The sequence below is a fragment of the Variovorax sp. WS11 genome (assembly GCF_010499245.1).
GTDB lineage: Bacteria > Pseudomonadota > Gammaproteobacteria > Burkholderiales > Burkholderiaceae_C > Variovorax.
In genome coordinates, this window is record NZ_JAAGOW010000003.1 from 1 (window position 1) to 23,574 (window position 23,574).

Genomic DNA, 23,574 nt, shown 5'->3' on the forward strand with positions numbered 1-23,574 from the left:
GCCGAAATCGGCGGCGAATTCGGTGATGCGGTCCTTGAAGCGCTCGCCCACGTAGCTGAAGGCGAGTTCGGCGCCTTGCTCGTGGCAGGCCTTGGCGATGCCGTAGGCGATGGAGCGGTTGCTCAGCACGCCGGTGATCAGGAATTTTTTGCCGGAAAGAAAGCCCATGAAGCGACCTCGTGAAAATCTTGGGCAGAATTCTCGCATGCGGGTTCTCTGGCTCTGGTCTTTGGCGTTGTGTGCGGTGCCCGCGTGGGCGGCCCATGGCTATGCGCTCTGGGACGACCTCAAGTACCCGCCCGGCTTCAAGGCCTTCGACTACGTGAATGCCGATGCGCCCAAGGGCGGCGAGCTGCACCTGGTGAGCAACCTGCGCTACTCCACCTTCGACAAGTACAACCCGTTCACGATCAAGGGCTCGGCCCCGGCCTACCTGGCCGGCATGCTCTTCGACACGCTGCTCGCCGGTTCCATGGACGAGACCGCGTCCGGCTACGGATTGCTGGCCGAGGACGTGAGCGTGGCACCCGACCGGCTGAGCGCCACCTTCAAGCTGCGGCCCGAGGCGCGCTTCCACGACGGCTCGCCGGTCGAAGCCGCCGACGTGAAGCACAGCTACCAGACGCTGATCGGGCCCTACGCCACGCCGAGCTACAAGACGCTGCTGGATGAAGTGGAGGGCGCGGACGTGCTGGATGCGCGCACCATCCGCTATCGCTTCAAGAAGCCGAACCGCGAGTTGCCGCTGGTGGTGGGCGGGCTGCCCGTCTTCAGCCGCAAGTGGGGCATGGAGAACGGCAAGGCCAAGCCCTTCGACCAGGTGGTGATGGACATCCCCATCGGCAGCGGCCCGTACAAGATCGGCCCGGTGCGCTTCGGCAAGGACATCACCTACGTGCGTGATCCCAGCTACTGGGCGCGCGACCTGGGCGTCAAGCGCGGCACCGGCAACTTCGACCGCATCACCATCAAGATCTACAAGGACAACACCGCGCGGCTGGAGGCGCTGAAGGCCGGCGAGTTCGACATGATGAGCTTCTACTCGGCGGGCGACTGGGCGCGCCGGGTCAACGGCAAGCGCTTCGACAAGGGCGAACTGGTCAAGTACGAGTTCGCACACAAGCAGCCCTCGGGCTTCCAGAGCTATGTGCTCAACAGCCGGCGCGAGCGCCTGAAGGACCCGCGCGTGCGCGAAGCCCTGGGCCTTGCGCTCGACTACGATTGGATGAACCGCCAGCTGTTCTACGGTGGCTATCCGCGCGTGAAGGACCTGTTCGGCAACACCGACTGCGCCGCCGAAGGCACGCCTTCGGTGGAAGAGCGCGCGCTGCTCGAGCCCTGGCGGGACAAGATCCCCGACTCGACCTTCGGGCCGATGGTGGTGCCGCCCACCACCGAGGGGCCGGACCATTCGCTGCGCAACAACCTGCGCCGGGCCCAGCAATTGCTGAAGGAAGCCGGCTGGGAATACCGCGACGGCGCACTGCGCAACGCCAAGGGCGAGGCGATGGAGCTCGAGTACCTCGACAGCAGGGAGGGCGGCGTGCGCACCGTCTCGCCCTGGGCGCGCAACCTCGAGAAGCTGGGCATCACCCTGAAGTTCGCCTCGGTCGACTTCGCGCTCTACCAGCAGCGGCTGGACAAGTTCGAATTCGACATCACCACGATAAACTTCCCCGGTACGCACAACCCCGGCCAGCAGTTGGCCGACATCTTCGGCAGCAAGGCGGCGAAGACCGAGAGCTCCGGCAACTTCATGGGCGTGAGCAGCCCGGCCGTCGATGCGCTGGTGGCCGACATCGTGCGCGCCGACACCAAGGCCGAGCTGCTGCCGGCCTGCCGCGCGCTGGATCGGGTGATCATGCATAGTCATTACCTGATCCCGCAGTGGACCCTGACGGTGCACCGGATCGCCTACAACGCCTGGCGCCTCGCGCACAAGGCGCCAATGCCGCCCTACGCGGGCGGCGAAGACTGGGTCATGTCGACCTGGTGGGCCCGCAAGCCCTGACAGGAAGGACGCACAGGTGCTGGGTTACGTTGTCAAGCGGCTTCTGCTCTTCATCCCGACGCTCCTGGGCGTACTGCTCGTGACCTTTCTGGTGATCCAGTTCGTGCCCGGCGGGCCGGTCGAGCAGTACCTGGCCGAGGCCCGCGCCGGCGCGCGCGGCGGCGTCGAATCGGGCGGCTCGAACTACCGCGGTGACCAGGGCGTAGACCCGAAGCGGCTGGCGGAGATCAAGGCGCTCTACGGCTTCGACAAGCCGGCGCACGAGCGCCTCTTGCAGATGCTCGGGCAGTTCGCGCGCTTCGACCTGGGCCGCAGCTTCTTCCAGAACAAGGACGTGTGGACGCTGATCCTCGAGAAACTGCCGGTCTCGATCAGCCTGGGCCTGTGGACCTTCTTCATCAGCTACGGCATTGCCGTGCCGCTGGGCGTGGCCAAGGCGGTGCGGGCCGGCACGCGCTTCGACCTGGTCACCACGCTAATCATCCTCGTCGGCTACGCGATCCCGGGCTTCGTGCTCGGCGTGGCGCTCCTGGTGGTCTTCGGGGGGCAGCTGCAGTGGTTTCCGCTGCGTGGCCTCACCTCGGCCAATTGGGACGAGATGAGCTGGGGCTCGCGCATCGTCGACTATCTGTGGCACATCGCGCTGCCGGTGACTGCGATGGTGGTCGGCAGCTTCGCGGTAACCGCCATGCTGACCAAGAACGCCTTCCTCGAGGAGATCCGCAAGCAATACGTGCTGACCGCGCGGGCCAAGGGCCTGGGCGAGCGGCAGGTGTTGTGGAAGCACGTGTTCCGCAACGCGCTGATCCCGATCATCACGGGGCTGCCGGCGGCCTTCGTGGGGGCCTTCTTCACCGGCTCGCTGCTCATAGAGACCTTGTTCTCGCTCGACGGCCTGGGGCTGCTGGGCTACGAGAGCGTGATCCGGCGCGACTACCCTGTCGTGCTGGGTACGCTTTACCTGTTCACGCTGATCGGGCTGGTGACCAAGCTGATCAGCGACCTCAGCTACGTGTGGGTGGATCCGCGTGTCAAGTTCGATTGAGTCGGCCACTGCCGGCACCCAGACCGTCCTGGCCGAGGCTGTCGAGGCCGTGCCCCTGTCGATGAGCTCGGGACAACCGAAAGGCGCGACCAGGGCGAGCCTGAGCCCGGGCCGCCGCGCCTGGCTTCGCTTCAAGCGCAATCGGCTGGGCTTCTGGAGCCTCGTCCTCTTCGCGTCGATGGTGGTGGTGAGCCTGTTCGCGGAAGTGCTGTCGACCGACCGGCCGCTGATCGTGCGCTACGAGGGCAAGACCTATTTCCCGGTGCTGCGCGACTATTCGGAGAAGACCTTCGGCGGCGACTTCGAAACGCCCACCGACTACCTCGATCCCTTTATCCGCGAGCGCATCACGCAGGGCGGCAACTGGGCGATCTACGCACCCAATCCCTATGGCCCGAAGACGCTCAACTATTTTGCCAAGTCGCCCAGCCCGGCCGCACCCACGCACGACAACTGGCTCGGCACCGACGACCGCGGCCGCGATCTGCTGGCGCAACTTCTCTACGGCTTCCGGGTGAGCGTGCTCTTCGGGCTGGCGCTGACCATCACCGGCACGGTGCTGGGCGTTGCCGCCGGGGCGGTGCAGGGCTACTTCGCGGGCAAGGTCGACCTCGCCTTGCAGCGCTTCATCGAAATCTGGAGCTCGATGCCCGAGCTGTACCTGCTGATCATCTTCAGCGCCATCTTCGCACCCAGCGTGGCGCTGCTGCTCATCTTGCTGAGCCTGTTCGGCTGGATGGGCCTGTCGGACTACGTGCGCGCCGAGTTCCTGCGCAACCGGCAGATGGACTATGTGCGGGCCGCGCGCGCGCTCGGCGTGGGCAACCTGCAGATCATGTGGCGCCACATCCTGCCCAACAGCATGACGCCGGTCGTGACTTTCCTGCCATTCCGCATGAGCGCGGCGATCCTGGCGCTGACCTCGCTGGACTTCCTGGGGCTGGGCGTGCCGCCCGGAACGCCTTCGCTGGGCGAACTGCTGAACCAGGGCAAGGCCAACATCGATGCATGGTGGATCTCGATCTCCACCTTCGCCGTGCTCGTGGTGACGCTGATGCTGCTGACCTTCATGGGCGACGCGCTGCGCGATGCGCTGGATCCGCGGAAGGCCGATCAATGAGCGCCGCGCTGCTGGAAGTTCAGGGGCTGCGTGTCGCCTTCGGCGGCAAGGAAGTGGTGCATGGCATCGACTTCGGCATCGCGCCCAGCGAGAAGCTGGCCCTCGTGGGCGAGTCGGGATCGGGCAAGACCGTCACCGCGCTGAGCCTGCTTCGGCTGGCCCTCAATGCCGAGGTCTCCGGCCATGCGCGGCTGGCGGGGAACGGGGAGGGCGCCGGCCCGCGCGATCTGCTGTCCCTGCCCGAGCGCGAGTTGCGCGCCATCCGCGGCAAGGAGATCGCGATGATCTTCCAGGAGCCGATGACCGCGCTCAACGCGCTCTACAGCGTCGGCGACCAGATCGCGGAGGTGCTGGAACTGCACGAGGCGCTGCCGAAGCGGGCGGCGCAGGAGGCGGCGGTGCAGCTCCTGGCCGACACCGGCATTCCCGAGCCGCAGCGGCGGGCGCGGGCCTTTCCGCACCAGCTCTCCGGCGGTCAGCGCCAGCGCGCCATGATCGCGATGGCCCTGGCGTGCAAGCCGAGGTTGCTGCTGGCCGACGAGCCGACCACCGCGCTCGACGTGACCGTGCGCGCGCAGATACTGGAACTGCTGGCCGAGTTGCAGGACAAGTACCACATGGCGGTGCTGATGATCACCCACGACCTGAACCTGGTGCGCCGCTTCGCCGACCGCGTGGCCGTCATGGAGAACGGTTACATCGTCGAGCAGGGCGCGGTGACCACCGTGTTCGGCGCTCCGCAGCATCCCTACACCCGCAAGCTGATCGACAGCCGGCCGGTGCGCGACGTGCCGCCCGTGCCGCCGCAGGAGGAGCCGCCGGTGCTCGAGGCCCAGGGCCTGCGCGTGAGCTATCCGGTCTCGCGGCCCGGCCTCGCCGGCTGGTTCCGCAAGGGCGAGTTCGTGGCGGTGCAGGGCGCCGATTTCCGCATCGCGCAGGGCGAGACGCTGGGCGTGGTGGGCGAGTCGGGCTCGGGCAAGTCGACGCTGGCGCTGGCCGCGCTGGGCCTGCTCAAGCATGGCGGCAGTCTCGGCGTCGCAGGCCAGCGCTGGAACACGGGCGGCGCGAGCAATCGCGCGCTGCGCCGGCAAATGCAAGTGGTGTTCCAGGATCCGTTCTCCTCGCTCTCGCCGCGCATGACGGTGGAGGAGATCGTCGGCGAGGGCCTGACCGTGCATGCGCCGGAACTGGACGTCGCCGCCCGCCGCACGCGGGCGCTGGCGGCGCTGGCCGACGTGGGCCTGAGCGAGGCGCAGTTCCCGTCGCTGCTCGACCGCTACCCGCACGAGTTCTCGGGTGGCCAGCGCCAGCGGCTGGCCATCGCGCGGGCGCTGATCGTCGATCCGCGGCTGCTGGTTCTGGACGAGCCCACCAGCGCCTTGGACGTCACCATCCAGAAGCAGGTGCTGGGGCTGCTGCAGCGCCTGCAGCGCGAGCGCGGCTTGAGCTACCTGCTGATCACGCACGACGTCGAGGTGATCCGCGCCATGGCGCACCAGGTCATCGTGATGAAGGATGGCGCGATCCTCGAATCCGGCGCCGCCCTGCGGGTCCTCGATGCGCCCGAACATCCCTATACGCAGAAGCTGGTGGCCGCGGCCGTTGGCTGATTGAAAGAACGCGGAACGAATCGATGTCGACAATCGGAAGCGAGCGGCGCGGCGCCTGGCGTGCGGCGCTGGCCTGCATGGTGACTCTGGCGGTGGCGATGGGCCTGGGGCGCTTCGCCTTCACGCCCATGCTGCCGGTCATGCTGCACGAGGGCAAGCTGGACCTGCAGGAGGGCGGGCTGCTGGCCTCGCTCAACTACCTGGGCTATTTCGTGGGTGCGCTGTCGTGTGCGGCGATCCGGCTCGAGGCCGCTGCCATGGTGCGCGGCGGACTGGTCGCCACCGCGGCGCTGCTGCTCGGGATGGGGCTCTGGGACAACTTCACCGTCTGGGGCGTGCTGCGCACGGCGGCCGGGGTGGTCAGCGCCTGGACCTTCGTCTTCGCCTCGGGATGGGGCCTCAGGCGCCTCGCCGAGACCCATGCGCCGACGCTGCAGGGCGTGATCTACACGGGGCCGGGGATCGGAATCGTCGTCACAGGGTCTTGGCAGCACGATCGGGCGTTGGGCTCGAGGCCGGCTGGATCGGCTTCGGCTGTTTCCGGTGGTGCTGATCGCCGGCGTCTGGCGCATCTTCGGCGACGGAATCCATTCCCAGGCCGCCGCGGTCGCAGGTGCAGCCGCCACGGGGCAAGCCGACTCGGCCGCGACACGCAGCGATGCCCGCTGGCTGGTCGCTCTCTATGCCCTGGCCGGCTTCGGCTACATCATCACCGCCACCTTCCTGCCCGTGATCGCGCGCCAGGCGCTGCCGGGCTCGTCCTGGCCCGACCTGTTCTGGCCGATGTTCGGCCTGGCGGTGGTTCCGGGCGCGCTCATCGGCGCACGGGCGCCGGTGCAGTGGGACAACCGGCTGCTGCTCGCGCTCGCCTACGGGCTGCAGGCGCTCGGCGTGCTGCTGTCGGTGGCCTGGCCCAGCATCGCCGGCTTCATGCTGGGCAGCCTGCTGCTGGGCCTGCCGTTCACGGCGATCACCCTGTTCGCGATGCGGGATGCGCGCCGCCTGCGCGGCAACGCGGCGGCCGGGCTGATCGGCTATGCCACGGCTTCCTACGGCGTCGGCCAGATCCTGGGGCCGCTCTTCGCCGCGCCGCTGGCGCAGCGCACCGGCTCCTTCACCGTGCCGCTGCTGGTGGCCGCCGCCGCGCTGGCGCTAGGCGCGCTGCTGTTCGCCTGGGTCTGGTGGCGCTCCAGGCGGCCGGCAGGCGCATTCGCCGCGTAGAACCCCGCGTTTCCTGACGTGTTTGGCATATAATTCGAGGCTCACGACCAAACGGGCGGGTACCTACCGCCCGTTTTTTATTGGTCGAAGCATTTTTCCGGAGCGCCGAGCGGGCGGCGCACCGGGCACACACACAGAAAACTCAGAAGGCGCACTCAAGCACGTGGCATTGCAGCAGACAGTGGAACGAACCGTGGCCGGCCTCGGCTACGACCTGGTCGAGATCGAACGCTCGGCGGGAGGACTGCTGCGTGTCACGATTGATTTGCCCTGGAGCGGCCCCATATCGGATGCGGTGGCGCCCGAGGTGCCCGAGGCTTTCGTCACCGTCGAGGACTGCGAGAAGGTCACGCGGCAGCTGCAGTTCGCGCTCGAGGTGGACAGCATCGACTACAAGCGGCTCGAGGTTTCTTCGCCGGGGATTGACCGGCCGCTGCGCAATGAGCAGGATTTCGAACGTTTCATCGGCGAGGTGATCGACGTCACGCTGAAGGCGCCCATGGGCGCCGCCGCGGCTGGCCAGGTGGCGGCCAACCGCAAGAAGTTTCGCGGCACGCTGGAGCGCGTCGCAGGGGCAGACGGCGCCCAGGGCTGGCAGATCGTCTGGAACCAGGAGCCCGAAGGAAAGACGGCGCCGAAGCCCGGCCAGAAGATCAGCAGGAAGCGCGCGCCCGCCCCGATGCAGGCGCTGGGCTTCACCCTGGACGAGCTGCGCGAGGCGCGGCTCGCCCCGATCGTGGATTTCAAGGGGCGCAGGCCCAAACCCGACATGACGGCGTCGGAATGAACAAGGAGAGTGGTGGCATGAATCGCGAAATGTTGATGTTGGTGGATGCGATCTCGCGCGAGAAGAACGTCGAGCGCGACGTTGTCTTCGGTGCGGTCGAGTCCGCCCTGGCGCAAGCCACCAAGAAGCTCTACCAGGGCGATGTGGACATCCGCGTCGCGGTGGATCGCGACAGCGGCGACTACGAGACCTTCCGCCGCTGGCACGTGGTGCCCGACGAGGCCGGCCTGCAATTGCCCGACCAGGAAATCCTGCTGTTCGAGGCCAAAGAAGAGATGCCCGACATCGAGCTCGACGAGTACATCGAGGAATCGGTGGAGTCGGTGCCGATCGGCCGTATCGGCGCGATGGCGGCCAAGCAGGTCATCCTCCAGAAGATCCGCGACGCCGAGCGCGAGATGCTGCTCAACGACTTCATGTCGCGCGGCGAGAAGATCTTCACCGGCACCGTCAAGCGCCTCGACAAGGGCGACATCATCGTCGAGGCCGGCCGCGTCGAGGGCCGCCTGCGCCGCAGCGAGATGATCTCCAAGGAGAACCTGCGCAACGGCGACCGCGTGCGGGCCATGATCATGGAGGTCGACCTCACGCTGCGCGGCGCCCCCATCATCCTGTCGCGCGCGGCGCCCGAGTTCATGATCGAGCTGTTCCGCCAGGAAGTGCCCGAGATCGAGCAGGGTCTGCTCGAAATCAAGAGCTGCGCTCGCGATCCCGGCTCGCGCGCCAAGATTGCCGTGCTCTCGCACGACAAGCGTGTCGACCCGATCGGCACCTGCGTCGGCGTGCGCGGCACGCGCGTCAATGCCGTCACCAACGAGCTCGCCGGCGAGCGCGTGGACATCGTGCTGTGGAGCGAGGACCCGGCCCAGTTCGTGATCGGTGCGCTGGCCCCGGCCAACGTGTCCTCGATCGTGGTCGACGAGGAAAAGCACGCCATGGACGTGGTGGTCGATGAGGAAAACCTCGCGATCGCGATCGGCCGCGGCGGCCAGAACGTGCGGCTCGCTTCCGAGCTGACCGGCTGGAAGATCAACATCATGGACGCCAACGAGTCGGCCCAGAAGCAGGCGACCGAGACCGACGCCAGCCGCAAGCTCTTCATGGAAAAGCTCGACGTCGACGAGGAAATCGCCGACATCCTGATCTCCGAGGGCTTCACCAGCCTGGAGGAGGTGGCCTACGTGCCGATCTCCGAGCTGCTCGAGATCGAGAGCTTCGACGAGGACACGATCAACGAGCTGCGCTCGCGCGCCAAGGATGCGCTGCTCACCATGGAAATCGCCCGGGAAGAGAACGTCGAGAGCGTCTCGCAGGACCTGCGCGACCTCGAGGGCCTCGACCCCGCCCTGATCCCGAAGCTGGCCGATGCCGGCGTGCATACGCGCGACGACCTGGCCGACCTCGCGGTCGACGAACTCACCGAAATCACCGGCCAGAGCGCCGATGAAGCCAAGAACCTCATCTTGAAGGCCCGCGAACACTGGTTCGCCGGCCAAGAGTGACGGTCATGGAGGCACGAAAGCAATATGTCCAGTACCACTGTCGCCGAGTTCGCGAACGAGCTCAAGAAGACGCCCGAAATCCTGCTTGACCAGCTCAAGAGCGCGGGCGTGACCAAGGCTGCCGTCACCGACGCGCTCACCGAGGCCGACAAGCAGCGCCTGCTCGGCTTCCTGAAAGCCAGCCATGGCACGGTCGACCCCGAGCGCAAGAAGATCACGCTGACCAAGAAGTCGACCACCGAGATCAAGCAAGCCGACGCCACTGGCCGTGCGCGCACGATCCAGGTCGAGGTGCGCAAGAAGCGCACCTTCATCCAGCGCGACGAGGGACATCCGGCCACGCCTGAGCCGGTGAAGGCACTCGCCGACGCTCCTGCGCCTGCCGTTGCCGAGCCCGCCGCGCCGCGCGTCGACGAGGCCGAACTCGCTCGCCGTGAGGAAGAGGCGCGCCGCCAGGCCGAGCTGATCCGCCGCCAGGAGGAAGAACTGGTCGAGAAGCGCCGCCTGCGCGAGGAAGCCGAAGCGCGCGAACGCGAGAAGGTCGAGCGCGCCGAGCAGGCCGAGCAGGCCGCCCGCGCTGCGCGTGCCAAGGCAGCCGCCGAGAAGGCTGCCGCCGCCGTGACCGAAGGCGCGCCCGAAGCGCCCGAAGAAGCCCCGGCCGTGACCGACCGCAAGGCCGCCGCCGAAGCCGCTGCCGCCCAGGTCAAGGAAGACGCCAAGGCCAAGGCGGCTGCCGAATCGAAGGCCCGTGCCGACGAGGAAGCCGCGCGCGCCAAGGACCTCGACGAGCGCCGCCGCAAGGCGCTGGCCGAGGCCGAAGCCATTCGCGCCATGATGAATGCACCGGCCCGCGTGCTGGTCCCGCACAAGGCGCCCGAGAAGCCGGCGCCGGAAGCCAAGGCCGCAGGCGTCAAGGGCACGCTGCACAAGCCGACCGCACCGGCCGCCCGCACGGCCGCGCCGGGCACACCCGGCGCCGCGGCAGCGCCCGGCGCGGGCAAGGAAGTCAAATCGGCCAAGCTCTCCTCGAGCTGGGCCGGCGACACCGCCAAGAAGAAGGAAATCAAGACCCGCGGCGATGCCAGCGGCGGGGTCGGCCGCGGCAACTGGCGCGGCGGCCCGCGCGGGCGTCGCGGCAATGACCGTGGCAGCCAGGAAGAACGCGTGCAGGCCGCGCCGGTCGAGGCGCGCGTGCTCGAAGTGCACGTGCCCGAGACCATCACGGTCTCCGAGCTGGCGCACAAGATGGCCGTCAAGGCGTCGGAAGTCATCAAGCAGCTGATGAAGCTGGGCCAGATGGCGACCATCAACCAGTCGCTGGACCAGGACACTGCGATGATCATCGTGGAGGAAATGGGCCACAGCGCGGTCGTTGCCGCGCTGGACGATCCGGAAGCCTTCACCGACGAGGACGTGTCGGCGCAGCAGGCCGAGGCGCTGCCGCGTGCGCCGGTCGTGACCGTGATGGGTCACGTCGACCACGGCAAGACCTCGCTGCTGGACTACATCCGCCGCACCAAGGTCGCGGCGGGCGAAGCCGGCGGCATCACGCAGCACATCGGTGCCTACCACGTGCACACGGATCGCGGCATGGTGTCCTTCCTGGATACCCCGGGCCACGAGGCCTTCACTGCGATGCGGGCCCGCGGCGCGCAGGCGACCGACATCGTGATCCTGGTGGTGGCGGCGGACGACGGCGTCATGCCCCAGACCAAGGAAGCTATCAGCCACGCCAAGGCGGCCAAGGTGCCGATCGTGGTGGCGATCAACAAGATCGACAAGCCCGATGCCAACCTCGACCGCGTCAAGCAGGAGCTGGTGGCCGAGCAGGTGGTGCCCGAGGAATACGGCGGCGACACGCCCTTCGTGTCGGTGTCCGCAAAGACCGGCCAGGGCGTGGACAACCTGCTCGAGCAGGTGCTGCTGCAGGCCGAGGTGCTGGAGCTCAAGGCGCCGGTCGATGCCGCCGCCAAGGGGCTGGTGATCGAAGCGCAGCTGGACAAGGGCCGCGGCCCGGTCGCGACCGTGCTGGTGCAGTCCGGCACGCTCAAGATCGGCGACGTGGTGCTGGCGGGGTCGACCTACGGCCGCGTGCGCGCCATGCTGGACGAGGATGGCAAGGCGACCAAGGAAGCCGGCCCCTCGATCCCGGTGGAAATCCAGGGCCTGACCGAGGTTCCGCAGGCCGGCGACGAGTTCATGGTGATGGGCGACGAGCGCCGTGCGCGCGAGATCGCGACCTACCGTGCGGGCAAGTTCCGCAACACCAAGCTGGCCAAGCAGCAGGCCGCCAAGTTCGAGAACGTGTTCTCGGAGCTGGGCGCCGAGGTCAAGACGCTGCCCATCATCATCAAGGCCGACGTCCAGGGCTCGCAGGAAGCGCTCGCGCAGTCGCTGCTCAAGCTCTCGACCGACGAGGTCAAGGTGCAGGTGGTGTACGCGGCGGTGGGCGGCATCAGCGAGTCGGACATCAATCTTGCGATCGCCTCCAAGGCGACGGTCATCGGCTTCAACGTGCGCGCCGACGCCGGCGCGCGCCGGCTGGCCGAGGGCAACAACGTCGCCATCAGCTACTACAGCATCATCTACGACGCGGTGGACGAGCTGAAGACGGCGATGGCCGGCATGCTGGCGCCCGAGCGGCGCGAAGAGATCATCGGCTCGGCCGAGATCCGCACCGTGTTCGTGGCGTCCAAGATCGGCACGGTCGCGGGCTGCTACGTCACCTCGGGCTACGTTACCCGCAGCGCGCATTTCCGCCTGCTGCGCGACAACGTGGTTGTCTACACCGGCGAGCTGGAGTCGCTCAAGCGCATGAAGGACGATGTGCGCGAGGTGCGCGAAGGCTTCGAGTGCGGTATCAAGCTCAAGAACTACAACGACATCAAGGAAGGTGATCAGCTGGAGTTCTTCGAGATCAAGGAGATCGCGCGGACGCTGTAAAGCGTCACCAAAGCGTCACGGATTCTGGCCATGCCCAAGAGAAAAGCCGCAACCCCCAATCGCGCCTTCAAGGTCGCCGATCAGATCCAGCGCGATCTGACGGAGCTGATCGCGCGCGAGCTGAAGGATCCGCGGGTGGGCATGGTCACGATCCAGGCGGTCGAGGTCACGCCCGACTACGCGCATGCGAAGGTCTTCTTCAGCCTGTTGGTGGGCGATCCGGTGGAGACCACCGAGGCGCTCAACCAGGCGGCCGGCTTCCTGCGCAACGGTCTCTTCAAGCGCCTGCACATCCACACGGTGCCGACGCTGCATTTCCAGTTCGATCGCACCACCGAGCGCGCCGCCGACATGAATGCGCTGATCGCGCAGGCCGTCGCCTCCCGTTCCAAAGACGACTGAGGATGAACGCGCCACGCACACGGGTGCAGCGGCGCCCTGTGCATGGGGTGCTTCTGCTCGACAAGCCGCTGGGCCTGTCCAGCAACCAGGCCTTGCAGAAGGCCAAGTGGCTGCTGCGCGCCGAGAAGGCCGGGCACACGGGCACGCTCGACCCGCTCGCCAGCGGCGTGCTGCCGCTGTGCTTCGGGGCGGCGACCAAGTTCAGCCAACTGCACCTCGAGGCGGACAAGACCTACGAGGCCACTGCGCGGCTGGGCATCCGAACCTCCACCGGCGATGCCGAAGGCGAGGTGATCGAGGAGCGGCCCGTTGCCGTCACGCCCGAGGACCTCGCGCGCGTGCAGACGCAGTTCACCGGCCCGATCCGGCAGGTGCCGCCGATGCACAGCGCCCTCAAGAAGGACGGCAAGGCGCTCTACGAGTACGCCCGAGAGGGCATCGAGGTCGAGCGTGCGCCACGCGATGTCGTGATCCACGCGCTGGAGCTCGTTCAGCTGTCGGCGCACGAGATCCGCATCCGGGTTAGCGTGAGCAAGGGCACCTACATCCGCACCCTCGGCGAGGACATCGGCGCGGCGCTCGGCTGCGGCGCGCATCTCAGCGCGTTGCGCCGCACGGCCACCGGCAGCTTCGACGTCTCGCAGTGCGTCACGCTGGAGGCGCTGGAGGCCATGAGCGAGGCGCAGCGCATCGCCCAACTGCTGCCGACCGAGGCGCTGGTCGCCGGCCACACCAACGTCACGCTCTGCGCCGAAGATGCGGCACGTTTTCTGTCGGGCCTGCGCCGCCGCGGCGCCTGGCCCGATGCCGCGGAGGTCGCCGTCTTCGGCCAGGCCCCGGCCGCCTTCCTCGGCACGGCCCACGTGAAGGCCGGCGAACTCATCCCGGGGCGCTTGCTGAACCCCATCGAAATCCAGCAGACACTTTTGACCGAAGCCACACCATGAGCACCAACCAGATCCGCAACATCGCCATCATTGCCCACGTGGACCATGGCAAGACCACCATGGTCGACCAATTGCTGCGCCAGTCCGGCACTTTCGCGGCGCACGAGAAAGTGGTCGACACCGTGATGGACAACAACGCGATCGAGAAAGAGCGCGGCATCACGATCCTGGCCAAGAACTGCGCCGTGACCTGGAAGGGTATGCACATCAACATCGTGGACACCCCCGGTCACGCCGACTTCGGCGGCGAGGTGGAGCGTGCGCTCAGCATGGTGGACGGCGTGGTGCTGCTGATCGACGCCCAGGAAGGCCCGATGCCCCAGACCCGCTTCGTCACCAAGAAGGCGCTGGCCCTGGGCCTCAAGCCGATCCTGGTGGTGAACAAGGTCGACAAGCCCGGCGCGCGCCCGGACCACGTGGTCAACGCCGCCTTCGACCTGTTCGACAAGCTGGGCGCGACGGACGAGCAGCTGGACTTCCCCGTGGTCTACGCCTCGGGCATCAACGGCTGGTCGTCGCTGGAAGAGGGCGCGCCGGGCGAGCAGTGGGGCCCCGACATGTCGGCCCTGTTCGACACCGTCCTCGAGCACGTGCCGGCCCATGCGGGCGATCCGGACGCACCGCTGCAGCTGCAGATTTCGGCGATCGACTTCTCGACCTTCGTGGGCCGCATCGGCGTCGGCCGCATCAACGCCGGCACCATCCGCCCGATGATGGACGTGGTCGTGATGGAAGGCCCTGACGGCAAGTCCTTCAAGGGCCGGGTCAACCAGGTGCTGACCTTCCAGGGGCTGGAGCGCGTGCAGGCCACCGAAGCCGGCCCGGGGGAAATTGTGCTGATCAACGGCATTGCCGACATCGGCATCGGCGTGACCGTCACCGACCCGACGACGCCGGAGCCGCTGCCCATGCTCAAGGTCGACGAGCCGACGCTGACGATGAACTTCTGCGTCAACACCAGCCCGCTGGCCGGCCGCGAAGGCAAGTTCGTCACCAGCCGCCAGATCTGGGACCGCCTGCAGAAGGAGCTGCAGCACAACGTGGCCCTGCGCGTCAAGGAGACCGACGAGGAGGGCGTGTTCGAGGTCATGGGCCGGGGCGAACTGCACCTCACAATCCTGCTGGAGAACATGCGCCGCGAGGGCTACGAACTGGCGGTGTCGAAGCCGCGCGTGGTGTTCCGCGACGTCGACGGCGTGCGGCACGAGCCGATCGAGATGGTGACCGCCGACATCGAGGACCAGCACCAGGGCGGCGTGATGCAAGCCCTGGGCGAGCGCAAGGGTGAACTGGTCAACATGGAGCCGGACGGCCGTGGCCGCGTGCGCCTCGAGTACCGCATTCCGGCGCGCGGCCTGATCGGCTTCACCAACGAGTTCCTGAACCTCACGCGCGGCTCGGGCCTGATCTCGAACATCTTCGACAGCTACGAGGCGCACAAGGGCGAGATCGGCAGCCGCAAGAACGGCGTGCTGATCTCCATGGACGACGGCGAGATCTTCACCTACGCGCTGGGCAAGCTGGACGATCGCGGCCGCATGTTCGTGCGGGCGAACGACCCGGTGTACGAAGGCATGATCGTCGGCATCCACAGCCGCGACAACGACCTGGTGGTCAATGCCACGCGCACCAAGCAGCTCACCAACTTCCGGGTGTCCGGCAAGGAAGACGCGATCAAGATCACCCCGCCGATCGACCTCACGCTCGAATACGGCGTGGAGTTCATCGAGGACGACGAGCTGGTCGAGATCACGCCCAAGAGCGTGCGCCTGCGCAAGCGCCACCTGAAGGAACATGAGCGCAAGCGCGCCAGCCGCGAGACCACTGTCTAGCACGGTGCTCACGCACGGCCGCGCCGTCTGGCTGATGGTCGCCGTGACCCTGATGTGGGCCACGGCGGGCGTGGTCACGCGCCATCTCGAGCATGCGCGCAGCTTCGAGATCACCTACTGGCGCAGCTTCTTCACGCTCGCGGCCCTGCTCGTGATCCTGCCGGCCTGGCAGGGCCGGGCGGTGTTCGCGAAGATCCGATCGGGCGGCCGCGCGCTCTGGATCTCCGGCGTCTGCTGGTGCGTGATGTTCACCGCCTTCATGGTGGCGCTTACGCTGACCAGCGTGGCCAACGTGCTCGTGACCATGGCGCTCGGGCCGCTCCTCACGGCGCTTGCGGCGCGGATCTTCATCGGTCACCGGCTGCCGCCGCGCACCTGGGCGGCGATCGTGGTGGCCGGCCTCGGCATCGGCTGGATGTACGGCACCCAGCTGGGCGACGGCCTTCTGGCCGGCACCCTGGTGGCGCTGTGCGTGCCGCTGGCCGGCGCCTGCAACTGGACCGTGGTGCAGCATGCCCATGCGAAGGGGACCGAGGTGGACCTGGTGCCTTCGGTGCTGGTGGGCGCTGCGATGTCCTCGCTGCTCACGCTGCCGCTGGCCTGGCCCTTTCAGGCCAACACGCACGACGTCGCGTTGCTGGCCTTCCTGGGCGTGTTCCAGCTGGCGATTCCCTGCGTGCTCTCGGTGCTCTGCGCACGGGTGCTGAAGGCGCCGGAGGTGGCTTTGCTGGCGCTGCTGGAGATCATCTTCGGCATCACCCTGGCCTGGCTCGGTGCCGGCGAGGCGCCGTCGTCGAGCGTGCTGGCCGGCGGCGCGCTGGTGATCGGCGCGCTGGTGTTCAACGAATGGCTCGGGCTGCGCGACCGGCGCGCGGCGGCCGTGGCCCTGCCGGGGACCCGGTAGCATCCGGGCTTTCACCTATTTCGCGCCCGAGGTCGGGCGCGTTCAAGACTTTTCATCCAATGAGGGAGATAGCGATGCGACTTTCCGCCTTCCTGCTGGCCGCCGTGGCGGCTGCGGCATCTTTGGGGGCCTCGGCCCAGGTGTCGGTCAACATCCATGTGCCCGGCCTCATCGCAGTGGCGCCGCCGGCGCCGCGCTACGAGGTCGTGCCGGCGCCACGGTCGGGCTTCGTCTGGGTGCCGGGCAACTGGCAATGGCAACAGAGCGCCTATGGCTGGCGCGCGGGCTACTGGGAGCGCGCGCGGCCGGACTATGTCTATGCGCCGGGCAACTGGGTGCGTGCGGATGGAGGCTGGCGCTGGGCCGAGCCCAATTGGCGGCGTGCCGAAAGGCGTGCCTACCGGGACGACCGCCACGAGCGGCACGACCGCCACGAACGCCACGACCGGCACGACGATCGTCATGGCCATCGCGGCCATGACGGCGGCCACCACGGCGGCTACCACTGCCCGCCGGGGCAGGCCAAGAAGGGGAACTGCTGAGCGCAGCACCCCCGGGGCCGGTCAGGGCCGCGCGACCTTCCAGACGTTGTTGACGCCGTCGCCCGTCTTGTCGCCGGCCTTCGCGTCCTTGGCCCAGTAGTAGAGCGGCCAGCCCTTGTAGGCCCACTGGCGCTTGCCGTCGTCGCGCACGACGATGGTGTAGGCGCCCATCGGCTTGGCCGCGTCGGCCGCCATCAGGGGCGGCCAGTTGGTCGCGCAGGGCCCGTTGCAGGTCGATTTGCCGCTGCCGGCGGCATCGCGGTCGAAGGTGTAGAGCGTCATGCCGCTGGGGCCGATCAGCACGCCGTCGGCGGTGCGGGTCGGGGCGTCCGGCATCGACGCGGTTCTGGACATGCCGCCGCAGCCGGCGAGCAGGGCGGCCGCGAGGATCGAGGCGCTGAGCAGTTTCATGAGAAGTTTCTCCTTGGTTGAACAAACAGTTTGGAAAAGGCCGGGCGGTCTGGCGTCCCGGCCTTTCATCAGAGCTGGCGGTACACCGCGCCGGCCAGGTTGAGCAGGACTTCGCGGGGCAGCTTGCCCGTCAGCGCATAGCCGAAACCCTGGTCGACCCAATAGAAGCTCGGCGCCGGGCCCTCTTGCGAATAGCGGAATGCGCTTTCTCCCGACCGCGGCTGTTGCGCCGCTGCGGCGTCGAGGCTGCCGATGTAGAGGGTCAGGCGCTCGCCGTCGCCACGCTCGAACATGAACTGTGCCCGGGCCCCCTCGCCACCGGGCAGCAGACGACCGCCGACCAGCGCGTAGCCCTGGGCCGACAGATCGGGCACCTTGAGCGGCTTGTCGAGCCGCTTCGAGAGCCACTGCACCAGATGCTGCTGCTCGGTTGCGGCCACGTCGACGGGGTGGCGCTTCTCGGGCGCGTAGACGACGTGGGCCACCGCGGCGGCATGCACGAACTCCTGGGTCGCAGGCCCGTTGGCCAGCAAGGCCCGGCGCTGGTGGGTCCATTCCAGGCTCCCCAGCCAGCCGGCGCCGAAGGCGACCAGCAGGCCGGCCGCGATGCCGCTCCAGCGCATCCAGCGTGCATGCTGGTCCTGGCGCGCCGCGACCATCTCCGCGGCCGCAAGCAGGGAAGGCGGAATCGGCTCGTCGAGCACCTCGCCGTGCAGCCGGCGCAGCGCGTCGCGCTGGGCCCGCCAGGCGGGCTGGTCGGTGTCGGGCGTCGAGGAGGACGGCGGCTTCATGGCAATGCGCTTCACTTGAGGCGGCGCAGCCCGGGACGGCCGGCCGCCGGCGGCGGCGCGCCTTCCATCAGGTCCTGCAGCCGCACGCGCGCCCGTGCCAGGCGCGACATGACGGTGCCGAGGGGGACGTTCAGCACCCGGGACAGCTGCGCATAGGACATGTCTTCGAGCGCCACCAGCAGCAGCGCGGCGCGCTGCTCTTCGGGCAGCAGCAGCAGGCAGCGCTGCAGGTCGATGGCACGGTCGCGCGCGCCTTCCGCGCCGGGCAACTGCGCCGCGACCTCGTCGATGTCCACCATGGCGCGCGGCGGCGGCGCGCGACGCGTCTGGCTCGCGAACACGTTGTGCATGATCGTGAACAGCCACGCCCGCAGGTCGCTGCCGACGATCCAAAGCTGCCACTTGTGGCAGGCGCGCTCCAGTGTGTCCTGCACCAGGTCGTCGGCCGCCCAGGCGTCGCCGGTCAGCGCGCGGGCATAGCGCCTGAGGCTGGGGATCTGGTCGATGAGCGCGCGTGAATCCATTGCTGCATGAACGCCGGAAACCCGCAGCTTATTCCCGGCGCCGCGAAAAAAACATCGCTCAGCGCTCGGCGGCGCGCAGCACCCGCGGTTTGATGGCCTTGGCCGGGTTGCCGCCGTAGACCGTCCAGGCCTCGAGCGAGCGGAAGGCCACGCCGCGCGCGCCCAGCACCGCACCTTCGCCCACCTCGACGCCGGGGCCGACGAAGGCTTCGGCCGCGATCCACGCACCGGCGCCGATGGTGATCGGGCTGGCCGTCAGCTGGAAGGTGGCCGAGCCGATGTCATGGGTGCCGGCGCACAGGTGGGCGCCCTGCGAGACCAGCGCGGCGCGACCCAGCGTGATCGGCGCCATGTTGTAGCAAGTGACCCGCTCCGCCAGCATGGCGCGGTCGGCCAGGTGCAGGTGGGGTGGATACCAGACGCGCGCACTGCCGCGCACGTCGCTCGATTCGCCCAGCTGCGCACCGAAGAGTTTGAGCAGGAAGCGGCGCCAGAAGCGCATCTGCGGCGGCGTCCAGGACGCCAGCAGCGCCCAGCTGACGTTCCAGGCCGCGCGCAGCAGCCGGTTGCGCAGCGAGAAGCTGGGGCCGCCCTCCAGGGGATTGGTTCGCTCGGCATCGAGGGGTTGGGCGGCCATGGCGGTGGTTCCTTTGGGGGACTCTGTTAACGGTGGCGGCTCTTCATCGCGCGCTCGACCTCGCGCTTGCCTTCGCGGTCCTTGATGGTGTCGCGCTTGTCGTGCTCGGCCTTGCCCTTGGCCAGCGCGATCTCGCACTTCACCTTGCCGGCCTTCCAGTGCAGGTTGAGCGGCACCAGCGTGTAGCCCTTCTGCTCGACCTTGCCGACCAGGCGCTTGATCTGCTCCTTGTGCAGCAGCAGCTTCTTGGTGCGCACCGAGTCGGGGTTGATGTGCGTCGAGGCGGACTTCAGCGGGTTGATCTGGCAGCCGATGACGAAGAGCTCGCCGTCGCGGATCACGACATAGCCGTCGGTCAGCTGCACCTTGCCCTCGCGCAGGGACTTGACCTCCCAGCCTTCCAGCACCATGCCGGCCTCGAAGCGCTCCTCGAAGAAGTAGTTGTACGCGGCCTTCTTGTTGTCCGCGATCCGGGAGGAGGTGTCTTGTTTTTTGGTGGCCATGGCTTCGTGATGTGGGGGCGCATGGCATCCACACAACGGTCAAACGCACACACGCGTGCGATTCTATGAAATGAGGCAACGGCCACCCGTCAGTGCCTGGACAACGTGAGGTGCGGCGCCTCGCCGAAGCGCCGGGTGTAGTCCTGCGCGAAGCGCCCCAGATGCGCAAAGCCGTACTGCAGGGCCACCGCCGTCACCGTGGTTCCAGGCGCTGCCTGCAGGAGCTGCCGGTGCACCGCCTGCAGGCGCAGCTCCCGCAGGAAGGCCATCGGCGTCTGCCCGGTGTGCTGGCGGAAAGCCGACTGCAGGCCGCGCACGCACAGCCCGCTGGCTTCCGCGATGTGGTTGACCGAGATGGCCTCGCCCAGATGAGCCTCGATGTATTCCTTGGCCCGCCGCACGGCACGCGGCGACACCTCGGGCAGCCGGGCCAGCAGGCGTGCGCTCAGGCTGTGCGGCAGCTGGCCCAGCAGGGTGTGGGTCAGTGCGGCCTCGGCCTGCACCAGGAAGGGCGTGGTGAGCGTGGTGCGGCCGCAGGACAGCTCCTGGGCCATGAACTCGACCAGGTGCCTGACGCTGGCGCCCGCCCCGCGGTCGACGGGCACGGCGGGCTCGAACTCCAGCGGGCGCGGGCCGGCGGGCTGGCCCGTCAGCGCCTCCCAGTGCCGCGCGATCACGGCCGTGTCGAGCTTGACGATCAGGTGCGGCGTGGCGTCGCCCCAGCGCATGCGCAGGGGCTGGCTGGGCGAAGCCAGCGAGGCGCAATCGGTATCGGACACGAAGCTGTGCTTTCCCCACTGGATCGCCGCGCGACCGCCCAGCGGGATCTGCAGCAGGTAGAAGCTGCCCAGGCAGCCGGGGTCGATGTCGACCTCGGCGCCGTACTGCACGTAGTTGAGCGAGATCTCCGTCAGCGGCGCGACATGGTGCCGCGTATCGAAGCGCGCCGCACCGTGGCCCAGGCTCAGGCGATGCGGGCAGAAGATCCGCGCAACCTCGTCCCGTGCCCGGTCCAGGTCGGGGGTGTCGATCACGGCGAAATTCGACAAGGGCAGCGTAATGCTCATCGCGGCGCGGGGTCCATTCGAGGGGGCGCTGAAAGAAATTCGCTTTCCGGACAGCGACTGCGCAATCCGGATTGGGCGGCAACTGCTTCAAATCTAAAGTATCCGCAAGCCAATGACAAACAGGAGCCGAATGATGACAGCGGATCTGCGCGACAAGACAGTGCTTATCACCGGTGGCGCCACCTTGATCGGTGCCGGCGTGGCCCGGTGCTTCCGGGACGCCGGCGCCCAAGTGGTGCTGGCCGACATCGATGCCGAGGGCGGGCAGGCCGTGGCCCGCGAGACCGGGGCCAGCTTCATGGCCACCGACGTAACGCGCGACGAGCAGGTGCAGGCCTGCGTCGATGAGGTGCTGCGGGCACACGGACGCATCGATGCGCTGGTCAACCTGGCCTGCACCTACACCGACAACGGTCTGGCCTCGCCGCGCGCCGAGTGGCACCAGGCGCTCGACGTCAACCTGGTGTCTGCCGTGATGATGGCGCGCGCGGTGGTGCCGCACATGCGGGCGGCGGGCGGCGGCGCGATCGTGAACTTCAGCTCGATCTCGTCCAAGGTGGCGCAGACCGGCCGCTGGCTCTATCCCGTGAGCAAAGCCGCGCTGGTGCAACTTACGCGCAGCATGGCCATGGACCTCGCGCCGATGAACATCCGCGTCAACTCGGTGTCGCCGGGCTGGACCTGGTCGGCCGTCATGAACACCCTCAGCCACGGCGACCGCGCGAAGACCGACGCGGTGGCCCGGCCCTTCCATCTGCTGCGTCGCGTGGGCGAGCCGGAAGAGGTGGGCCACGTGGTGGTGTTCCTGTGCTCGGACAAGGCCTCGTTCGTGACCGGCGCGGACTGGGCGGTCGACGGCGGCTATTCGGCCATGGGGCCGGAGTCCTACGAGCCGGCGATCCCGAAGCTCGCCGCCTGAAACGCATTCTCCAACCCGAAAGAGGCACACCATGAGCATCGTTTCCCCCGCCGCGGCCGCGCGCCGCATCATGATCGTGGGCGCCGGCCAGGCCGGCCTGCAGCTCGCGCTGGGCCTGCAGCAGCAGGGCCTGCAGGTGACGCTGGTCTCCAACCGCAGCGCGGAGGACATCCGTACCGGCAAGGTGATGTCCAGCCAGTGCATGTTCGACGCCAGCCTGCAGATCGAGCGCGACCTCGGCATCGACTTCTGGGAGCGCGAATGCCCGCCGGTGGAAGGCATCGGCCTGAGCATCCCGCATCCGGAGCGGCCCGGCGAGAAGATGCTGGCCTGGGCACACCGGCTGGACCGCGTGGCCCGATCCGTGGACCAGCGCGTGAAGATCCCGGGCTGGATGAAGGTGTTCGCCGAGCGCGGCGGCGAGATTCTGTTCAAGGAGGCGACCGTCGAGGATCTCGAGCAGTGGACGCAAGCGCACGAGCTCGTGATCGTCGCGGCCGGCAAGGGCGAGATCGCGCAGCTCTTCGAGCGCGACGCGGACAAGTCGCCCTTCGACAAGCCGCAGCGCGCGCTCGCGTTGACCTATGTGCACGACATGCGGCCGCGGCCGGCCTATTCGGCGGTCGACTTCAACCTGATCCCGGGCGTGGGCGAGTACTTCGTGTTCCCGGCGCTGACCATCACGGGCCCCTGCGACATCATGGTGTTCGAAGGCGTGCCCGGCGGCCCGATGGATTGCTGGGCCGGCATCGGGACGCCCGCGGAGCATCTCGCTCGGTCCCTGAAAATTCTGGAGACATTCGCACCCTGGGAGGCCGAGCGCTGCCGTGATGTGCGGCTCACCGATGACAACGGCATCCTCGCGGGGCGCTTCGCGCCCACCGTGCGCCGCCCGGTCGGGCGCCTGCCCTCGGGGCGCATCGTGCTGGGCATGGGCGACGTGGTCTGCCTCAACGATCCCATCACCGGGCAGGGCTCCAACAACGCCGCCAAGTGCGCCCATGCCTACCAGCGGGCGATCCTGGCGCAGGGGACGCGGGCCTTCGATGCCGCCTTCATGCAGGCCGCCTTCGACGGCTACTGGGAGTACGCCCAGCATGTGGTGAACTGGACCAACGCGATGCTCCAGCCCCCGCCGCCGCATGTGCTGGAACTGCTGGGCGCGGCCAGCGCGATGCCCGCGGTGGCGCGGCGCATCGTGAACGGCTTCGACGATCCGCGCGACTACGCGAACTTCTTCATGGCGCCGGACAAGGCTTCCGCCTACCTGCGCGCCGAGACCCAACCCGAGGCGGCCTGACCCATGACTCAGCTTCTGCGTGCGCTCGAGCAACTGCGCTGCGAGCCCAACCTGGACGCCGGCGATTTCCGCCGAGCGATGCGGCACCTGGTAGGTGCCGTCACCCTCGTCACCAGCACGGACGGTGAGACGCCCGTGGGCCTGACGGCCACCGCCGTGTCCTCCTTCTCGGCGCAGCCGGCGCGCATCCTGGCCTGCGTCAATCTGCAAGGCAGCAGCTTCCGCACCATCGCCCAGAGCCGGCGCATGGCGATCAACCTGCTGACGGTGGCACAGTCCGATCTGGCGCGCGTCTTCGCCGGGCTGTGCGACAGCGCCGGCGAGCGCTTCGATCCGCGCCACTGGGAGACCCTGGTCACGGGCGCGCCGGTCCTGCGCGGCGCGCTCGCCGCCTTCGACTGCGTGGTGGACGAGATGATGGTCGCGCACAGCCACGCAGTGGTCATCGGCGAGATCAAGGCCGTGAAGATCGACGAGCCGCACGGTTTGCCGCTGCTCTACGCTGGCGGACAGTTCACCACGCTGCAGGACAGCGCGGTTGCGGCATGACGCCGGG

The 23,574-nt window shown here is 68.2% G+C and carries 22 protein-coding genes and 1 pseudogene; 16 read left to right on the top strand and 7 right to left on the bottom strand.

What is annotated here, in order from left to right; genetic code table 11:
- The coding region (locus GXN78_RS25755; RefSeq protein WP_164255764.1) for an SDR family oxidoreductase at nt 1-168 on the bottom strand (168 nt) is incomplete at its 3' end.
- A gap of 37 nt (nt 169-205) precedes the next feature.
- On the opposite strand from GXN78_RS25755, the gene GXN78_RS25760 reads away from it, so the two are divergent.
- The 13 genes and pseudogenes from GXN78_RS25760 (at nt 206) to GXN78_RS25820 (ending at nt 16,866) form a co-directional block, all read left to right on the top strand.
- Entirely contained in the window at nt 206-2,011 is a 1,806-nt protein-coding gene (locus tag GXN78_RS25760; RefSeq protein WP_106556666.1) for an extracellular solute-binding protein, read from the top strand.
- Between the two features lie 16 nt (nt 2,012-2,027).
- Nucleotides 2,028-3,056 (top strand): ABC transporter permease subunit, encoded by a 1,029-nt coding sequence (locus GXN78_RS25765; protein ID WP_106556667.1) that lies wholly within the window; start codon nt 2,028-2,030, stop codon nt 3,054-3,056.
- Nucleotides 3,057-3,117: 61 nt separating this feature from the next.
- Nucleotides 3,118-4,176, top strand: a complete 1,059-nt coding sequence (locus GXN78_RS25770) for an ABC transporter permease (RefSeq protein ID WP_106556668.1) — start codon at nt 3,118-3,120, stop codon at nt 4,174-4,176.
- Nucleotides 4,173-5,786 (top strand): dipeptide ABC transporter ATP-binding protein, encoded by a 1,614-nt coding sequence (locus GXN78_RS25775; RefSeq protein WP_106556669.1) that lies wholly within the window; start codon nt 4,173-4,175, stop codon nt 5,784-5,786. Before GXN78_RS25770 ends, GXN78_RS25775 begins: the two co-directional genes overlap by 4 nt.
- Nucleotides 5,787-5,809: 23 nt before the next feature.
- Nucleotides 5,810-7,007 (top strand): annotated as a pseudogene (locus GXN78_RS41435) (YbfB/YjiJ family MFS transporter).
- 163 nt (nt 7,008-7,170) lie between these two features.
- Nucleotides 7,171-7,794: a ribosome maturation factor RimP gene (rimP, locus tag GXN78_RS25785; protein WP_106556671.1), complete on the top strand. Its 624-nt coding sequence runs from the start codon at nt 7,171-7,173 to the stop codon at nt 7,792-7,794.
- Nucleotides 7,795-7,811: 17 nt separating this feature from the next.
- Entirely contained in the window at nt 7,812-9,296 is a 1,485-nt protein-coding gene (nusA, locus tag GXN78_RS25790) for a transcription termination factor NusA (protein ID WP_106556672.1), read from the top strand.
- Nucleotides 9,297-9,320: 24 nt separating this feature from the next.
- On the top strand, nt 9,321-12,239 hold the full coding sequence (infB, locus tag GXN78_RS25795; RefSeq protein ID WP_106556673.1) for a translation initiation factor IF-2: 2,919 nt from the start codon (nt 9,321-9,323) through the stop codon (nt 12,237-12,239).
- A 30-nt stretch (nt 12,240-12,269) separates the two neighbouring features.
- Entirely contained in the window at nt 12,270-12,641 is a 372-nt protein-coding gene (gene rbfA / locus GXN78_RS25800) for a 30S ribosome-binding factor RbfA (protein ID WP_068685509.1), read from the top strand.
- Nucleotides 12,642-12,643: 2 nt separating this feature from the next.
- Nucleotides 12,644-13,588, top strand: a complete 945-nt coding sequence (truB, locus tag GXN78_RS25805) for a tRNA pseudouridine(55) synthase TruB (RefSeq protein WP_106556674.1) — start codon at nt 12,644-12,646, stop codon at nt 13,586-13,588.
- The gene (typA, locus tag GXN78_RS25810; protein ID WP_106556675.1) at nt 13,585-15,420 is read left to right on the top strand and encodes a translational GTPase TypA; all 1,836 of its coding nucleotides are present in this window, start codon (nt 13,585-13,587) and stop codon (nt 15,418-15,420) included. The genes truB and typA overlap by 4 nt, the downstream gene beginning before the upstream one ends.
- Nucleotides 15,383-16,324 carry a DMT family transporter gene (locus tag GXN78_RS25815; RefSeq protein ID WP_106556676.1) on the top strand — a complete coding sequence of 314 codons (942 nt, stop codon included), beginning with the start codon at nt 15,383-15,385 and terminating at the stop codon, nt 16,322-16,324. Before typA ends, GXN78_RS25815 begins: the two co-directional genes overlap by 38 nt.
- 74 nt (nt 16,325-16,398) lie before the next feature.
- The gene (locus GXN78_RS25820; protein ID WP_106556677.1) at nt 16,399-16,866 is read left to right on the top strand and encodes a YXWGXW repeat-containing protein; all 468 of its coding nucleotides are present in this window, start codon (nt 16,399-16,401) and stop codon (nt 16,864-16,866) included.
- A 21-nt stretch (nt 16,867-16,887) separates the two neighbouring features.
- On the opposite strand, the gene GXN78_RS25825 is transcribed toward GXN78_RS25820, so the two are convergent.
- The 6 genes from GXN78_RS25825 to GXN78_RS25850 form a co-directional block, all read right to left on the bottom strand.
- Complete coding sequence (locus tag GXN78_RS25825; protein ID WP_106556678.1) at nt 16,888-17,277, bottom strand: ATP-binding protein; 390 nt, start codon at nt 17,275-17,277, stop codon at nt 16,888-16,890.
- Nucleotides 17,278-17,345: 68 nt separating this feature from the next.
- Entirely contained in the window at nt 17,346-18,068 is a 723-nt protein-coding gene (locus tag GXN78_RS25830) for an anti-sigma factor (protein ID WP_181360542.1), read from the bottom strand.
- Nucleotides 18,069-18,079: 11 nt separating this feature from the next.
- A complete protein-coding gene (locus GXN78_RS25835; protein WP_106556679.1) occupies nt 18,080-18,592 on the bottom strand; it encodes a sigma-70 family RNA polymerase sigma factor in 513 nt (170 codons plus the stop codon).
- Between the two features lie 58 nt (nt 18,593-18,650).
- Nucleotides 18,651-19,229, bottom strand: coding sequence for a putative colanic acid biosynthesis acetyltransferase (locus GXN78_RS25840; RefSeq protein ID WP_106556680.1), 579 nt, complete (start codon nt 19,227-19,229; stop codon nt 18,651-18,653).
- Between the two features lie 26 nt (nt 19,230-19,255).
- A complete protein-coding gene (gene smpB / locus GXN78_RS25845; RefSeq protein ID WP_106556681.1) occupies nt 19,256-19,732 on the bottom strand; it encodes an SsrA-binding protein SmpB in 477 nt (158 codons plus the stop codon).
- Nucleotides 19,733-19,821: 89 nt separating this feature from the next.
- Nucleotides 19,822-20,799: an AraC family transcriptional regulator gene (locus tag GXN78_RS25850; protein ID WP_106556682.1), complete on the bottom strand. Its 978-nt coding sequence runs from the start codon at nt 20,797-20,799 to the stop codon at nt 19,822-19,824.
- Between the two features lie 133 nt (nt 20,800-20,932).
- Between GXN78_RS25850 and GXN78_RS25855 the strand changes: the two genes are divergently transcribed.
- From GXN78_RS25855 to GXN78_RS25865, 3 genes are read left to right on the top strand one after another with little or no spacing between them, the layout of a single operon-like run.
- A complete protein-coding gene (locus tag GXN78_RS25855) occupies nt 20,933-21,718 on the top strand; it encodes an SDR family oxidoreductase (RefSeq protein WP_106556725.1) in 786 nt (261 codons plus the stop codon).
- A 31-nt stretch (nt 21,719-21,749) separates the two neighbouring features.
- Nucleotides 21,750-23,018 (top strand): styrene monooxygenase/indole monooxygenase family protein, encoded by a 1,269-nt coding sequence (locus GXN78_RS25860; RefSeq protein ID WP_106556683.1) that lies wholly within the window; start codon nt 21,750-21,752, stop codon nt 23,016-23,018.
- Between the two features lie 3 nt (nt 23,019-23,021).
- Nucleotides 23,022-23,567: a flavin reductase family protein gene (locus GXN78_RS25865; protein ID WP_106556684.1), complete on the top strand. Its 546-nt coding sequence runs from the start codon at nt 23,022-23,024 to the stop codon at nt 23,565-23,567.
- Nucleotides 23,568-23,574: the final 7 nt, after the last annotated feature.